Raw genomic sequence first — 15,325 nt, forward strand, 5'->3', positions numbered from 1 at the left:
TCGCTCAGCGAGCGGCGGCGGCAGCGACGCCGATGCGCTTGATCTCCCACTGCAGTTCGACGCCCGACTGCGCCTTGACGCGCTCGCGCACGGTGTCACCGAGCGTCTCGATATCGGCCGCGGTGGCTTCGCCGGTGTTGATCAGGAAGTTGCAGTGCATCTCCGAAACTTGCGCTCCGCCGATCCTGAGGCCGCGGCAGCCTGCGGCATCGATCAGTTTCCAGGCGCTGTGACCGGGCGGATTCTTGAAGGTCGAGCCGCCGGTCTTCTCGCGGATCGGCTGCGCCATTTCACGATGCGCCTGCACCTCGTTCATCTTGGCCCGGATCGCGTCCGCTGAGGCCGGCGTGCCGCGAAACCGCGCGGATGTGAAGATCAGTCCGGTGTCGGCGCCGCTATGTCGATAGGAAAACTGCATCGCCGCATTGTCGAGCACATGCTTACGGCCGCTGCGATCGATCGCCGTTGCATCGATCAGCACTTCTCGCGTTTCGCGTCCGTTGGCGCCTGCGTTCATCCGCAGCGCGCCGCCGACCGTGCCAGGGATGCCGTAGTAGAACTCCAGCCCGCCGAGACCGACCGCAGCCGCGGTTTCGGCCACGCGTTTATCGAGCGCCGCAGAGCCGGCATGAACCACCTCGCCGTCCGAACGCACCTCGCCGAAGCCGCGCGGCGCCAGCCGGATCACCACGCCCGGCAGTCCGCCGTCACGCACGATCAGATTGGATCCAACGCCGATACACAACACCGGCACCTCGGCCGGCAGCTGCGACATGAAGTAACCGAGATCATCCGCATCTGCCGGCGTGAACAGCACCTGCGCAGGCCCACCGACCCGAAACCACGTCAGCGGCGCCAGCGACTCGTTGCCGAGGAGTCGCCCGCGCAGCTCCGGCATTGCGGCTTTCAGATCGGGAATGAGATCGGGAAAGCTCATGACGTCACGACCGTCATCCGAGTGCCTTCAGTTCGCCCGGCAGCGCGTAGGCCCATTGGGTGATGTTGCCGGCGCCGAGGCAGACCACGTAGTCGCCGCTCTTCGCCACCCCGGCAACGACCCCGGCGAGCGAAGCGGAGTCCTGCAGCGGAATAACTTCGCGGTGGCCGTGTGCGCGCAAGCCGAGCACGAAGTGATCGCGATCGATGCCCTCGATCGGCGCCTCGCCGGCCGCATAGACGTCGGCGACGATCACGGTGTCGGCGTCGTTGAAGCAGGTGCAGAACTCTTCGAACAGCGACTGCAGGCGGGTGAAGCGATGCGGCTGCACCACGGCGACCACCTTGCCGGCGGTCGATTCACGGGCCGCCTTCAGCACCGCTGCGATCTCGACCGGGTGATGGCCGTAATCGTCGATGATGGTGACGCCATTCCACTCCCCGGTCTTGGTGAAGCGCCGGCGCACGCCGCCGAATCCGGCCAGCGCCTTGCGGATGGTTTCGTCGCTCAACCCGAGCTCGTGCGCCACCGCGATGGCCGCCGTTGCATTCAGCGCGTTGTGGCGGCCAGGCATCGGCACCAGCAGATCAGCGATTTCATGCGCCGTGCCGGCCTTGCGGTCACGGAAGGCAACCTTGAAGGTCGAGCCGGCGCCCGACGGCATGAGATCGATCAATCGCGCGTCTGCCTGCGGGTTCTCGCCATAGGTGATGATGCGGCGATCCTCGATCTTGCCGACCAGCGTCTGCACCACCGGATGATCGATGCACATCACCGCGAAGCCGTAGAACGGCACGTTCTCGACGAAGGTGCGGAACGCTTCCTGCACGGCGTCGAAGGTCTTGAAGTGATCGAGATGCTCGGGGTCGACATTGGTGACGATCGCCACGTCGGCGGGCAGCTTGAGGAAGGTGCCGTCGCTCTCGTCAGCCTCCACCACCATCCAGTCGCCGGCGCCGAGCCGCGCATTGGTGCCGTAGGCGTTGATGATGCCACCGTTGATCACGGTCGGATCGAGGTCGCCGGCGTCGAGCAGCGCCGCCACCATCGAGGTCGTCGTGGTCTTGCCATGCGTGCCGGCGATCGCGACGCAGCTCTTCAGTCGCATCAGCTCGGCCAGCATCTCGGCGCGGCGGACCACCGGAATGCGTTGCGCCCGCGCTGCCAGCAGTTCCGGATTGTCGCGCTTGATCGCCGTCGACACCACCAGCACGTCGGCGCCGGTGATGTTGTCGGCCTGATGGCCGACGTGGATCTGAATGCCCTTCTCGCGCAGCCGGTTGACGTTGGCGCTCTCGGAGGCGTCGGAGCCCTGCACCGTGTAACCGAGGTTACACAGCACCTCGGCGATACCGCTCATGCCGATGCCGCCGATCCCGACGAAGTGAATGGGTCCGATCTCGCGCGGCAGTCTCATGGCAAAAGTCTCTCAAGCTCGGTCGACTGGCCCGGATCTGGGCCGCGACGATTCAGGGCACTTCATGCAAGACGAGGATGGCCGGGACAAGCCCGCTCGGGACAAAAGCCCGAGACCGCGACCGATCAGACCCGCGCCACCTGCATAACCAGATCCGCCAGCCGGTCGGCCGCGTCCAGCCGGCCGACCGTGCGGGCGGCGTCGGCCATGGCGGTGAGCTTTGCCGGGTCCGTGGCAAGCGCGGTGATCTCGCCGGCGAGCCGTTCGGGCGTGAAATCGTTTTGCACCATCCGGATCGCGCCGCCGGCATCGGCCAGCACGCCGGCATTGGCGAACTGGTCCTGGTCGATCGCGCCGGGCAGCGGCACCAGGATGGAGGGCCGACCGATCGCGCCGAGTTCGGCGACAGTCCCCGCACCTGAACGAGATACCACAAGGTGGCTGGCGGCGAGCCGGGCCGGCAGGTCGGTGAAGAACGGCGCCAGCTCGCAATTCAACTTCAGCCGATCGTAGACGGCGCGGACCCGCGCCATGTCCTCGTCGCGGACCTGCTGGGTCAGCACCAGCCGCGCCAGCAGCGCCGGGCCCAGTTGCTCGATCGCGCCGGGCACGATGTCCGCCATCACCCGCGCGCCCTGGCTGCCGCCGACCACGAGCAGCCGCAGCGGCCCATCCGCCTGGAGGGGCGCAAACGGCACCGCCGCAGCGGCGAGGATCGCCGGCCGCATCGGTGTGCCGGTCGTGGTCGTCTTGGCCGCGAGCGCCGGATCGCGGTCGAGCACACCGGGCAGCGAGGTGGCGATCGCACTGACGCGGCTCGACAGCAGCCGGTTGGCGCGGCCCATCACGGCGTTGGCGTCGTGGATCAGCGTCGGAATTCGCAGCGCGCTGGCCGCAAACAGCGGCGGCAGCGTCGGATAGCCGCCGAAGCCGATCACCGCGGCCGGCTTGCGTCGCAGCATCAGCGCCAGCGCCTTGGCGGTGCCGCTGCCGAGTATGACTCCCGTGCGGGTCAGCGCCCATGGCGATTTGCCACGCACTGTCTCGCTCGGCACGACGTCGATCATGTCGGCCGAGAACAGCCCGCTGTAGCGCATCGCGCGGCTGTCGGTGACCAGACGCACCCGCAGCCCGCGCTTCATCAGCACGACGCCGAGCGCCTCGGCGGGGAACAGATGGCCGCCGGTGCCGCCTGCGGCGAGAAGGATGAGGGGCGCGTCGCTCATGGCCTTACGCGTAGCTGCCGGCGGCTTCGATCGCATGGATCTCGGTCCGCGGCCGCTGCCGCGTCAGCGCCAGCATCATGCCGACGCCGTAGGCCAGCGACACCATCGAGGAGCCGCCATAAGAGATGAACGGCAGCGTCATGCCTTTGGCGGGGATCAGTTGCAGGTTCACCGACATATTGATCGCGGCCTGGATGCCGAACAGGATCGCCAGCCCGGACGCTGCGAAACGCGCAAACAGATCGTCGGACTTGTAGGCGCGCGACAGCGTGCGCAGCACGATGAAGCTGAACAGCGCCAGCAGCGCCAGGCAAAGCACGATGCCGAATTCCTCGGCCGCCACCGCAAACACAAAGTCGGTGTGGCTGTCCGGCAGGCTGCGCTTGGCGATGCCCTCGCCCGGCCCGAGCCCGAACCAGCTGCCGTTGCTGAACGCCTCGCTCGCCATGTCGACCTGGAAGGTGTCGCCCGAAGCCGGATTCATGAAGCGCTTGATGCGCCCTGCGACGTGCGGAACGAACAGATAAGCGGCGAACAGTCCGCCTGCGGCTGTCCCGGCTAACCCGAACACCCAGATCACCCGCATGCCGGCGATGAAGAACAGCGCGCCCCACACCATCGTCACCAGCATGGTCTGGCCGAAATCCGGCATCATCACCAACAGCGAGACCAGGGTCAGCACCAGCACCAGCGACATCGAGGTCGCCGGCATTTCAGGCCGCCGCGCGGCTTCCGAGAACAGCCAGGCGGCCAGCACCACGAACGACGGCTTGGCGATTTCAGACGCCTGGATATTGATCCCGAGCAGTGTGATCCAGCGCCGCGAGCCCTTCACTTCCGGCCCGAACATCAGCGTCGCGACGATCAGTATGATCGCCAGCACGAACACGATCAGCGCGCTGCGCCGGATCTGTCGCGGCGACAGAAACGACACGCCGATCAGCACGATCAGCGACGGCGCCAGGAACAGCACGTGGCGATTGAAGAAGTGGAACGGCTCGAGCCCGATGCGGGTCGCGACCGGCGGCGATGCCGCCAGCGACAGGATCACCCCCGCCAGCATCAGTGCGATCAGCGCCGCCAGCAACACACGGTCGACGGTCCACCACCATTCACTGAACGGCGTGCGTTGTTCACGGGAAATCATCGGCAATCCTGGGCCAAGGGTCACTCCATTGGTGCGCCCGTGTGGTTGCCAAGCGGTTAACGGGATGCGCGGCAATTGAGGTTGTGAACGGAGGGCGCATGCCCCAACCTCCTCGGTCATCCCCAGCGCATGCGGGGGATCCGGTATCCAGTGCATTCGTTGCTGATCGCAGGCGCTCTGGAATACTGGGTCGCCCGCATGCGCGGGCGATGACGGTGAAGTTGCGGGGCGGGCGGACCCGCCTCACACCACCGGCGTCACACCATCCAGCCCCAGCACCAGATCGCGAAACTTCGTGCCGCGGATTTCGAAGTTGCGGAACTGGTCGAACGACGCGCAGGCCGGCGACAGCAGCACCACCGGATCTGCCAGGCCCGAGATCGCCGCATCGCGTGCGGCGGCCGGCACGGCATTGTCGAGCGTTCGGCTGATCTCGTAGGGCACGCGGCCCTCCAGCGTCGCGGAGAATTCCGCCGCCGCCTCGCCGATCAGATAGGCCTTGCGGATGCGCGGGAAGTATTCGGCGAGACTCTCGATGCCGCCGGTCTTCGGCTTGCCGCCGGCGATCCAGAAGATGTCGCCGAACGACGCCAGCGCCTTGGCGGTGGCGTCCGCGTTGGTGCCCTTGGAGTCGTTGACGAACAGCGTCGTGTCCTTGCGGCCGACCTGCTCCATCCGGTGCGCCAGGCCGGGGAAGCTGCGCAGGCCCTTCTGCAGCGCATCCGGCGCGACGCCGAGCGACAGCGCGGCGCCCGCAGCAGCGGCGGCGTTCTGCGCGTTGTGCAGCCCGCGCAGCGAGCCGATGCCGCCGAGCCTGGCGATCTCGTGCGAAGCGCCGGCGGACAGGTGAGAAATGGCTTCGCGATCGGCGACGAGGCCGTCGGCCAGCGGCTGCTTCACCGAAATCCGCATCACGCGCTTGCCGGCGCGCTCCAGCCGGTCGGCGATGTCGCGGCCGAATTGATCATCGACGCCGATGATCGCGGTGCCGCCGTCCTGCACGCCGGCAACGAGACGCTCCTTCACCGCGGCGTAGTGCTCGATCGTGCCGTGGCGATCAATGTGATCCTCGGTGACGTTGAGCAGGATGCCAACGGTGGGATCGAGCGACGGCGTCAGGTCGATCTGATAGGACGACATCTCGATCACATGCACGCGGCCGGCGCGCGGAGGCTCCAGCGACAGGATCGCGGTGCCGATATTGCCGCCCATCTGGGTGTCGAAGCCGGCCTCGCGCATCAGATGCGCGATCAACGCCGTGGTGGTCGACTTGCCGTTGGTGCCGGTGATGGCGATGAACGGCGCGTCCGGCGCATGCAGCTTGCGCTCGCGGCAGAACAGCTCGACATCGCCGATCACCTCGACTCCGGCCTCCTGCGCCTTCAGCACGCTCCAGTGCGGCGCCGGATGAGTCAGCGGCACGCCCGGCGTCAGCACCAGCGCGGCAAAATTCATCCACGGCAGATTGCGCAGATCGGCGGTGATGAAATTGGCCTGCGTAGCTTCGACCATGCGGTCGAGATTGTCGTCGCAGGCGATCACTTCGGCGCCGCCGGCCCGCAGCGCATGGCAACTCGCCAGCCCCGACCCGCCGAGCCCGAACACCGCGACCGACTGACCGGCGAAAGACGTGACGGGAATCATCGCGGACCCTCCCCGCGCACGACGTCATCCCCGCGAAGGCGGGGATCCATCCTCCCGGCGCTCGCGTCGGGAGCGCGGAGCCGAACACGTTCATCCCAATGACCGCAGGGGTTATGGGTCCCCGCCTTGGCGGGGACGACTCGTGGAGAAGTTCGCATCGCGCCTCTCACCGCAGCTTCAGCGTCGACAGACCGGCGAGTGCCAGGACGACGGCGATGATCCAGAAGCGGATCACGATCTGCGGTTCGGTCCAGCCCTTCTGCTCGAAGTGATGATGGATCGGCGCCATCCGGAACACGCGCTTGCCGGTGAGCTTGAACGACGCCACCTGCACGATCACCGACACCGCTTCGAGCACGAACAGCCCGCCGATCACCGCCAGCACGATCTCGTGCTTCACCGCCACCGCGATCGAGCCGAGCATGCCGCCGAGCGCCAGCGAGCCGGTGTCACCCATGAAGATCGAGGCCGGCGGCGCGTTGAACCACAGGAAGCCGAGGCCGGCGCCGAGCAACGCCCCGCACAGCACAGCCAGTTCACCGGTGCCGGCGACGTAGTTGACCTGCAGATATTCGGCGAACACCGCGTTGCCGACGAGATACGAGATCATGCCGAAGCTCGCGGCCGCGATCATCACCGGCACGATGGCGAGGCCGTCGAGGCCGTCGGTCAGGTTCACGGCATTGCCGGCGCCGACGATCACGAAGGCGCCGAAGATGATGAAGTACCAACCGAGATTGAGCACGACTTCTTTGAAAAACGGGATCACCAGCGAGCTCGACAGCGTGCCGCGCCCGAGCCACACCAGCGCAAAACATGCCATGCCTGCGATCGCGAATTCGATCAGCAGCCGGGTGCGACCGGAGATGCCGGCGTGGGTCTGCTTGGTGACTTTCATGTAGTCGTCGTAGAAGCCGACGAAGCCGAAGCCGAGCGTCACCGCCAGCACGATCCAGACGTAGGGATTGACCGGATTGGCCCACAGCACGGTGCCGACCGTCAGCCCGGACAGGATCATCAACCCGCCCATGGTCGGCGTGCCGCGCTTACTGACGAGATGCGATTGCGGGCCGTCGGAGCGGATCGGCTGGCCCTTGCCCTGCCGCAACCGCAGATTGTCGATGATCCACGGGCCGCACAGGAACACAAACAGCGCGCCGGTCACCACGGCACCGCCGGTGCGGAAGGTGATGTAGCGGAAGACGTTCAAGGCCGGAAAAGAGCTGGAGAGGTCTACCAACCAATAGAGCATTCAAGCCGCCTTACACCGCAGCATCGTCGCGCGCGGCCTTGCCGGAAAAGCGCTTCTCGAGCGCGGTGACAATCGTTTTCATGCGCGATCCGAGCGAACCCTTGATCATCAGAACATCGCCGGGGCGGATCGCCGCGACGACCTGGGATTCGAGCTCGGCCGCAGTCTCTGCATAGCCCCCTCGCCTTCCGGAGGAAAGGGCGTCCCACAGATGCCGCATCAGCGGCCCGCAGCAGAACACCAGGTCGATGCCGTGGACCTTCACCGCCTCGGCGAGCCCGCGATGCAGTTCCGGGCCGGTCGGCCCGAGCTCGAGCATGTCGCCGAGAACGGCGATGCGCCGGCCCTGCCCTGAAATCTCGGCGCTGCCGAGCACGCCGATCGCCGCCGCCATCGAGGCCGGGTTGGCGTTGTAGCTTTCGTCGATCAGCGTCGCCTGCCCCTGCCGCAGTTCGAGCGGGCGCCGAACGCCGCGGCCGGCCGCGGGTTGCACCTGCGACAGCGCCAGCGCCGCCAGCGCCAGATCGGCGCCGACGAGTTCCGCCGCCGCCAGTACGGCCAGCGAGTTTATCGCGATGTGGCGGCCCGGAATGCCGAGCTTGTAGGTGACGTCGTGGCCGAGGATGTCGGCGTGGACCGCCGAACAGTCGGCATGCAGCGCGACGTCGAGCAGCCGGGCCTCAGCCTTCGGATCGGCGCCGAACGACACGATCCGCGCGACGCCGGCCTTGGCGGCGTTGTCGCACAGCCGACCGAACATCGGATTGTCGCGGTTCAGCACCACCGCCCCGCCCGGCTCCAGACCGGCGAAGATTTCCGATTTGGCATCGGCAATCGCCTCGACGCCGGAGAAGAATTCGAGATGCACCGGCTCCACCGTGGTGATGATCGCCACGTGGGGTCGCACCATCTTCACCAGCGGTTCAATTTCGCCGGCGTGATTCATGCCGATCTCGAACACCGCGTAGGCCGCGGTCGCGGGGCAGCGCGCCAGCGTCAGCGGCACGCCCCAATGATTGTTGAACGACGCGACCGAGGCATGCGTTTCGCCCTGGGGCCCGAGCACGCCGCGCAGCGCTTCCTTGGTCGAGGTCTTGCCGACCGAGCCTGTGACGGCGATCACGCGGCCCGTCAGCCGTGCGCGCGCCGCGCGGCCGAGATCGCGCAGGCCGCCCAGCACGTCGTCGACGACCAGCAGCCGCGCGTCGGCGGCGAACTTGTCGCGCTGCGCGGCTTCGACCACCGCCAGCGCGGCGCCGGCTTTGAGCGCGGCATCGACGAAGGCGTGGCCGTCATGCACGTCGCCCTTGATGGCGAAGTAAGCATCGCCCGGCGCCAGCGTGCGGCTGTCGATCGAGATGCCGAACACGTCGCGCGGCAGCGCGCCGTTGGTGACGGCGTGCATCGCCGTCGCCATCGCATCCGAGGTCCAAAGCGGCTGTTTGCTCATGCTGCACTCGCTGACAACGCCGCCGCGGCGGCTTCGTGATCGCTGAAATGCAGCACCGTGCCCTGCACGATCTGCCCGGTCTCGTGTCCCTTGCCGGCGATCAGCAGCGCGTCACCCTGCTGCAATTCGCCGATCGCAATGCGGATCGCTTCGGCACGGTCGCCGATCTCGCGCGCGCCCGGCGCGGCGCCCAGAATGGCGGCGCGGATCGCGGCGGGATCTTCGCTGCGCGGATTGTCATCGGTGACGATCACGCTGTCGGCGTGCTCGGCCGCGATCGCGCCCATCAGTGGCCGCTTGCCGGCGTCGCGATCGCCGCCGGCGCCAAACACCACGACGAGCTTGCGCTTGGCATAAGGTCGCAGCGCCTGTAGCGCCTTGGCGAGCGCGTCCGGCTTATGCGCGTAGTCGACGAACACCGGCGCGCCATTATGCGCACCGACAAGGTCGAGCCGCCCCGGCGCGCCTTCGAGATGTTCGAGCGCCGCGAACGTCGCCGCCGCATCGCCGCCGGTGCCGATCACTAGCCCGGCCGCGACCAGCGCGTTCTCGATCTGAAATTCGCCGACCAGCGGCAGCTTGATGGCGACGCGCTGGCCGGCATGTTCGATCAGCAGCTTCTGGCCGAAACCATCGATCGCCGCCTCGATCAGGTTGATGCCCTCACCGGGATCACCGTTGCGGCCGATGGTGATCAGCCGCAGGCCGCGGCTGCGCACCGCCTCGATCACTTCGGCCGAACAGTCATGATCGGCCGAGATGACCGCGGCCCCACCGTCCCGCACCAGATCGCGGAACAGCCGCAGCTTGGCGTTCAGATAGTGCGCGACGTCCGGATGATAATCCATGTGATCGCGCGACAGATTGGTGAAGCCGCCGGCCGCGACGCGGACTCCATCGAGCCGGAACTGATCGAGCCCATGCGACGACGCTTCAAGTGCCAGATCGGTGATGCCCTCGCCGGTGATCTCGTCGATCGAGCGATGCAGCGCGATCGGATCAGGCGTGGTGAGCGAGCCGTAGACGCTGCGGGTCGGCGTCACCAGACCAATCGTGCCGATACTCGCGGAGGCGTGCCCGAGTCGCTGCCAGATCTGGCGCGTGAACGCCGCCACCGAGGTCTTACCGCTGGTGCCGGTCACCGCCGCGATCACCTGCGGCTGGCGCGGATAAAACCGCGCCGCAGCCAGCGCTAACCCGCGGCGCGCGTTGTGCAGCCTCAGGAATGGAACAGGGATGTTGCCGGCGGGCGCGTGCTCCCCGGCCACCGCCACCGCGCCGGCTGCGACTGCCGACGCGACGAAGCGCGCGCCATCGGTCTTGGCGCCGGCCAGCGCGAAGAACAAATCGCCCGGCTTCGCCGCACGGCTGTCGACCGCGAGCCCGCCGATGGCGAGTCCCGCGGCCTCGGCCGGTAGCGCGGCTACGTCGGCGTCGCTGAAGAGGTCACTGAGCTTCATGGTCACGCGGTCCGGCCGATCTGATTAAGCTCGCCCGCCAAGTCCGTCATTGCGAGCGAAGCGAAGCAATCCAGTTCAGTACACTGCGCTCTGGATTGCTTCGCTTCGCTCGCAATGACGGGGCGAGTCATCGATTCCCCTCGGGCCGCTGACCGAAAGCCCGGCCCGTCTGCAAGTCCAACGCAAACCGCGCCTTTAAGCGCAAGCGTCCCCCCGGCGCAACTCGGCTAGCGCGGTTCCGCCTGGGCCGTCCGCGATGCCGCAAGAATGAGGCGGTCCGGCGGCGGCAGGTCGAAACGCGGCTCAATCCCGAGCAGGGGTGCAATGCGCGCGATCACGTTGCCCCCGGTGGGCACCGCGTTCCAGCCCGAAGTGATGAAGCCGTGGGTCTCCGGCAGCGCCTTCGGCTCGTCCAGCATCACCAGCACCTGATATTGCGGATTGTCGGCCGGCAGCACGGCAGTGAACGAGTTCAGCACCTGCTTCTTGGCGTAGCGGCCGTTGATGACCTTTTCGGACGTGCCCGTCTTGCCGCCGAGATAATAGCCCTTGGCGATCTGATCGGCCGTCTTGGCGGTGCCGACTTCGGCATTCAGACGCATCAGATAGCGGATCTTGTCGCTGGTCTCTTTCTTGACGACGCGCTTGGCCATCTTCAGCGCATCTTCCTCGGTGCGACGCAGGAAGGTCGGCGGGATCAGATAGCCGCCATTGACCATCGCGTTGATGCCCATCACCGCCTGCAGCGGCGCCACCGCGACGCCGTGGCCGAACGAAATGGTGATGGTGTTCAGTTCGCCCCAGCGCTTCGGCACGATCGGCGATGCGCTTTCCGGCAGTTCGGTGCGCAGCCGGTCGAGCTGGCCGACCTTCTTCAGGAACGCCTTGTGAGCGTCGACGCCCATCGACAGCGCGACGCGGGCCGCGCCGACGTTGGACGAATAGGTGAACACTTCCGACAGCGAGATCGCGCGGCCCATATTGTGGGTGTCGTGGATCTTGAACTTGCCGTAGTGCAGCGGGCCGCGCGCGTCGTACATCGTGTTCAACGTCGCCTTGCCGGCGTCGAGCGCCATCGCCAGCGTCAGCGTCTTGAAGGTCGAGCCCATTTCGTACACGCCGGTGGTCAGCCGGTTGATGCGATCGGGATCGTTGGCTTCGCGCGGATTGTTCGGATCGAAGTCGGGCAGCGACACCATCGCGACGATTTCGCCGGTCCTGACGTTGGACACCAGCCCCGACGCCGCTTTGGCGCTGAACTTCTGCTTGGCCTTGATCAGTTCGTCGCGCAGCGCATGCTCGACGCGAATATCGACGGCGAGTTCGACCGGCTTCTGCAGGCGGTCGGATGCGAAGCCGGCTCGATGCAGATCGGCGAGGCCATTGGTATCGAGCCATTTCTCGATGCCGGCGATGCCCTGGTTGTCGATATTGACGAGGCCGATCAGGTGCGACACCTCGGGGCCGGTCGGATAGACGCGCTTGTTCTCGCGCAGGAAGCCGATGCCCGGAATGCCGAGCTTCTTGATGTCGGCCTGCTGACGCGGCGTGATCTCGCGCTTCAGCCAGACAAACCCCTTCTTCGACGCGAGGCGCTCTCGCACTTCCTGCGTCTCGAGATCCGGCAGCGTCGCGGTGAGCAGTTCGACCGCCTCGTCCTGATCGATGATGCGGCGCGGCTCGCCGAACAGCGACGGCGTCTTGACGTCGGTCGCCAGGATCGTGCCGTTGCGATCGACGATGTCCGGCCGCGCCGTCGCGATCGCATCGGAGGCGGCGGTGCGCCGTGCGCCATGGCTGTCGCCGAGCACCGCGATCATGGTCAGCTTGAACATGATCACGCCGTAGACGCCCGCGAAGGCGAGCATCGCCAGCCCGACGCGGGCACGCGCCTTGGCGTCTCGATCGACGTCGCGGCCGTAGATCAGGCTGCGGATCATGCGCCGGCGCCAATTGACGTGATGGCCGACGAGGGGAAGCGGCGGTTGTGTCACTGCGCTGGCTCCGGCCCCGGCAACGAGCCGGTGATGATGTCGGGATCGATCTTCTCGATCATCGAGGCGATCGGATCGGGGTCGCCCGGATTGACGATGCTCGGCGGCCGCTCCGGCAGGTTCTTGAGCTGGTCGAACTGCCGTGCGTTGATCGGCTTCAGCTTGAGGTGGCGCTCGGCGAGCCCCTGCAGCCGCCCCGGCGCATCCAGCTTGGCCCATTCGGCGCGGAGCTGCGCAATCGCCTCGCGCTCCTTGCGCACTTCGGCGTGGAGCTGCAGCACCTTCTCGGTGCGCCCGGTCGATTCCAACTTGATGCGATAGACATAGGCGGCGGCGAACACCAGCGTGCAGATCACCGCCACATGAATGATGCGCATCATCGGCCGGCCCTCGCCCCGCCCGGTGCCATTACACGCGCCAGCGTCGGCCAGCCCGGCAGGTCATCCGGCACATGCGCCGGCGCGGCACTGCGTTCGCCGCCGCGCAGCTTGGCAGAGCGCGCGCGGGGGTTGGCGGCGATCTCGGCGGCATCCGCGACGATCGGGCGCTTGGTCAGCACGGTGAAGCTCGGCGCCGCCAGCGCCTGCTCGGGCACATGCCGAGAGCCGCCGCCAACGCGACTGCGCGCGGCGAAGAACGTCTTGACGATGCGGTCTTCGAGCGAATGAAACGACACCACGGCGAGCCGGCCGCCGGGGCTTAGCACCCGCTCGGCCGCGGCCAGCGCCTGATACAATTCGTCGAGCTCTTCATTGACGAAGATCCGCAGCGCCTGGAACGTCCGCGTCGCCGGATGGATCTCGCCCGGCTTGCTGCGCACCACCTTGCCGATGATGTCGGCGAGCGCCCGGGTGGTGGTGATCGGCGCCTCGCTCCGGGCCGCGACGATCGCCTTGGCGACGTGGCGCGAATAGCGCTCCTCGCCGAAGATGTAGATGATGTTGGCGAGATCGGCCTCCGATGCGTGCGCGACCACATCGGCCGCACTCGGGCCGTCGCCGCCCATCCGCATATCGAGAGGTCCGTCCAACCGGAACGAGAAGCCGCGCTCGGCCTGATCGACCTGCATCGACGAGACGCCGATATCCATCACCACGCCGTCCACCGCATCGAGCCCCTGCGCGGCGCAGACCTCGGCAAGGTTGGAGAAACGGTCCTCGACCAGCGTCAGCCGGCCGCCGGCGCTCTGCACCAGGTCGAAGCCGCCGGCAATCGCCGTGCGGTCGCGATCGATCGCCACGACCCTAGTGTCGGCCGCGTCAAGAAGCAGCCGCGTATAGCCGCCGGCGCCGAAGGTGCCGTCGACATAGACGCCGCCGTCCCGCGGTGTCAGCAGGCCGACGGCCTCGGGGCCCAGCACAGGAATATGCGGCCGCTGCTCGGTCATGCCGGCTCCACAGCCGCGCGGACGCCTCCGACCTCTCGCCGCCGGCAACCGGCAGCCGGATCGTTGGGCAGCGACATCGTGGATAACCGGTGCATCGTGGTTCGAAACTCCCGGTTCGACGCGGATTTTCGCCAACAGGCCGGCCACCGACCCTGGCGAGCCCGCTGCTCCGGCGGAAATCTGTTGGATTGCCATCGGCTTAAGGGCTGTCCAGAGGGGGCTCGGCCGTTCCCGGCGACATGGCTCTTCACCCCTCAGTAACGTCTCTTAGCCTTAAGAAACCGTTGACGCAGACCGCTCACATGTCCGCGCTCAGCGCGATTTCAACACGTTGGCCAAGCGGTAGCGGGTGATGCTGATCGTCCACACTCCACAGAAAACGTCAAAATCATGACAGCGGCGCGTTGCGACCGGCGGTCGTGCCCGGGATAGTGAACATGGCGCTGCGCCGTGTCGCGCCGGCGTCCTCGCCGTTCTCCTGCCGTTTGGATAGTGTGATGCCTGCTTCGTCCGCCTCTGCCGGTCCGGAGTCGAAACAACGACGTGTCATCCCACTGCCCAAGGGCATCGTGGCTATGCGGACCTTCTTGCCCGATTCCTCGGTCGTCTCCGACATCATCCCGTCGCCGAATTTCGGCGAGCGCAACAGGGGCCGACAGCCCGACATGATCGTGCTGCACTACACCGGCATGCCGGACGTCGAGGGCGCGCTGACCCGGCTGTGCAAGGCCGGCACCGAGGTGTCGGCGCATTACGTCGTGCTCGAGGACGGCCGCATCCTGCAATGCGTGCAGGAATCCAAGCGCGCCTGGCATGCCGGGCTCGCCAAATGGGCTGGCGAAGAGGACATCAATTCCTGTTCGATCGGCATCGAGATCATCAACCGCGGCCATGATTGGGGCTACCCCGACTTCCCGCTCCGCCAGATCGCCGCGGTGATCGCGCTATGTCGCGGCATCATCATCCGCCGCGGCATCGCCCCGCATCGCGTGCTCGGCCATTCCGACGTCGCGCCGGCGCGCAAGAAGGACCCCGGCGAGAAATTCCCGTGGCGCTCGCTCGCCGCCTCCGGAGTCGGCCACTATGTCGAGCCGGCGCCAATCGAATCAGGCGACGCGTTGCGGCTGGGATCCGATGGCGACGACGTCCGCGCGCTGCAGCAGGCGCTGGCCGACTATGGCTACGGCGTCGCCGTCACCGGGAAATACGACCAGGCCACCGCCGAAGTGGTCATCGCCTTCCAGCGCCACTTCCGCCCCGCAAAGGTCGACGGCATCGCCGACGCCTCGACGCTGGCGACGCTGCAGGCGTTGCGGGCGGCGCTGCCGGAATATCTCGAAGCGACCACGCGCTGATCGGCTCGCCGCTCGGCCGGCAAGCAACGCGGCGTTTCGTCCGCAGACGGCGCCAT

Annotated in this window: 12 protein-coding genes; 1 reads left to right on the forward strand and 11 read right to left on the reverse strand. The window is 67.1% G+C overall.

The features are described from left to right. Window positions 1-4: 4 nt before the first annotated feature. The 11 genes from murB to rsmH form a co-directional block, all read right to left on the reverse strand. The gene (murB, locus tag LPW26_RS03475; protein ID WP_238732895.1) at window positions 5-937 is read right to left on the reverse strand and encodes a UDP-N-acetylmuramate dehydrogenase; all 933 of its coding nucleotides are present in this window, start codon (window positions 935-937) and stop codon (window positions 5-7) included. Window positions 938-950: 13 nt separating this feature from the next. Continuing rightward, window positions 951-2,354: a UDP-N-acetylmuramate--L-alanine ligase gene (gene murC / locus LPW26_RS03480; protein ID WP_238732896.1), complete on the reverse strand. Its 1,404-nt coding sequence runs from the start codon at window positions 2,352-2,354 to the stop codon at window positions 951-953. Window positions 2,355-2,479: 125 nt separating this feature from the next. Further along, on the reverse strand, window positions 2,480-3,580 hold the full coding sequence (gene murG / locus LPW26_RS03485) for an undecaprenyldiphospho-muramoylpentapeptide beta-N-acetylglucosaminyltransferase (RefSeq protein WP_238732897.1): 1,101 nt from the start codon (window positions 3,578-3,580) through the stop codon (window positions 2,480-2,482). Between the two features lie 4 nt (window positions 3,581-3,584). Further along, window positions 3,585-4,727 carry an FtsW/RodA/SpoVE family cell cycle protein gene (locus LPW26_RS03490; protein ID WP_238732898.1) on the reverse strand — a complete coding sequence of 381 codons (1,143 nt, stop codon included), beginning with the start codon at window positions 4,725-4,727 and terminating at the stop codon, window positions 3,585-3,587. Between the two features lie 243 nt (window positions 4,728-4,970). Then, window positions 4,971-6,371, reverse strand: coding sequence for a UDP-N-acetylmuramoyl-L-alanine--D-glutamate ligase (gene murD, locus LPW26_RS03495; RefSeq protein ID WP_238732899.1), 1,401 nt, complete (start codon window positions 6,369-6,371; stop codon window positions 4,971-4,973). 166 nt (window positions 6,372-6,537) lie between these two features. Further along, on the reverse strand, window positions 6,538-7,623 hold the full coding sequence (gene mraY, locus LPW26_RS03500) for a phospho-N-acetylmuramoyl-pentapeptide-transferase (RefSeq protein ID WP_238732900.1): 1,086 nt from the start codon (window positions 7,621-7,623) through the stop codon (window positions 6,538-6,540). 10 nt (window positions 7,624-7,633) lie between these two features. After that, entirely contained in the window at window positions 7,634-9,073 is a 1,440-nt protein-coding gene (locus tag LPW26_RS03505) for a UDP-N-acetylmuramoylalanyl-D-glutamyl-2,6-diaminopimelate--D-alanyl-D-alanine ligase (RefSeq protein WP_238732901.1), read from the reverse strand. Next, window positions 9,070-10,533: a UDP-N-acetylmuramoyl-L-alanyl-D-glutamate--2,6-diaminopimelate ligase gene (locus LPW26_RS03510; RefSeq protein WP_238732902.1), complete on the reverse strand. Its 1,464-nt coding sequence runs from the start codon at window positions 10,531-10,533 to the stop codon at window positions 9,070-9,072. Before LPW26_RS03510 ends, LPW26_RS03505 begins: the two co-directional genes overlap by 4 nt. Window positions 10,534-10,760: 227 nt before the next feature. Then, window positions 10,761-12,473, reverse strand: a complete 1,713-nt coding sequence (locus LPW26_RS03515; RefSeq protein WP_238733054.1) for a peptidoglycan D,D-transpeptidase FtsI family protein — start codon at window positions 12,471-12,473, stop codon at window positions 10,761-10,763. A 50-nt stretch (window positions 12,474-12,523) separates the two neighbouring features. Next, window positions 12,524-12,904: a cell division protein FtsL gene (ftsL, locus tag LPW26_RS03520; RefSeq protein WP_238733055.1), complete on the reverse strand. Its 381-nt coding sequence runs from the start codon at window positions 12,902-12,904 to the stop codon at window positions 12,524-12,526. Further along, window positions 12,904-14,109 (reverse strand): 16S rRNA (cytosine(1402)-N(4))-methyltransferase RsmH, encoded by a 1,206-nt coding sequence (gene rsmH, locus LPW26_RS03525; RefSeq protein WP_406676918.1) that lies wholly within the window; start codon window positions 14,107-14,109, stop codon window positions 12,904-12,906. The genes ftsL and rsmH overlap by 1 nt, the downstream gene beginning before the upstream one ends. 302 nt (window positions 14,110-14,411) lie before the next feature. Here rsmH and LPW26_RS03530 point away from each other — a divergent pair, with 302 nt between their 5' ends. Beyond that, on the forward strand, window positions 14,412-15,269 hold the full coding sequence (locus LPW26_RS03530) for an N-acetylmuramoyl-L-alanine amidase (RefSeq protein ID WP_249785037.1): 858 nt from the start codon (window positions 14,412-14,414) through the stop codon (window positions 15,267-15,269). Window positions 15,270-15,325: the final 56 nt, after the last annotated feature.

This window comes from Rhodopseudomonas infernalis (genome assembly GCF_022271405.1).
Lineage (GTDB): Bacteria > Pseudomonadota > Alphaproteobacteria > Rhizobiales > Xanthobacteraceae > Rhodopseudomonas > Rhodopseudomonas infernalis.

Bases quoted from the DNA above. Each gene is read 5' to 3' on its own strand.
- ftsL (WP_238733055.1), bottom strand. From the start codon at position 12,904: ATGCGCATCATTCATGTGGCGGTGATCTGCACGCTGGTGTTCGCCGCC.
- mraY (WP_238732900.1), bottom strand. From the start codon at position 7,623: ATGCTCTATTGGTTGGTAGACCTCTCCAGCTCTTTTCCGGCCTTGAAC.
- LPW26_RS03515 (WP_238733054.1), bottom strand. From the start codon at position 12,473: ATGATCCGCAGCCTGATCTACGGCCGCGACGTCGATCGAGACGCCAAG.
- LPW26_RS03490 (WP_238732898.1), bottom strand. From the start codon at position 4,727: ATGATTTCCCGTGAACAACGCACGCCGTTCAGTGAATGGTGGTGGACC.
- murB (WP_238732895.1), bottom strand. From the start codon at position 937: ATGAGCTTTCCCGATCTCATTCCCGATCTGAAAGCCGCAATGCCGGAG.
- LPW26_RS03505 (WP_238732901.1), bottom strand. From the start codon at position 9,073: ATGAGCAAACAGCCGCTTTGGACCTCGGATGCGATGGCGACGGCGATG.
- LPW26_RS03530 (WP_249785037.1), top strand. From the start codon at position 14,412: ATGCCTGCTTCGTCCGCCTCTGCCGGTCCGGAGTCGAAACAACGACGT.
- rsmH (WP_406676918.1), bottom strand. From the start codon at position 14,109: ATGGCAATCCAACAGATTTCCGCCGGAGCAGCGGGCTCGCCAGGGTCG.
- murG (WP_238732897.1), bottom strand. From the start codon at position 3,580: ATGAGCGACGCGCCCCTCATCCTTCTCGCCGCAGGCGGCACCGGCGGC.
- murD (WP_238732899.1), bottom strand. From the start codon at position 6,371: ATGATTCCCGTCACGTCTTTCGCCGGTCAGTCGGTCGCGGTGTTCGGG.
- LPW26_RS03510 (WP_238732902.1), bottom strand. From the start codon at position 10,533: ATGAAGCTCAGTGACCTCTTCAGCGACGCCGACGTAGCCGCGCTACCG.
- murC (WP_238732896.1), bottom strand. From the start codon at position 2,354: ATGAGACTGCCGCGCGAGATCGGACCCATTCACTTCGTCGGGATCGGC.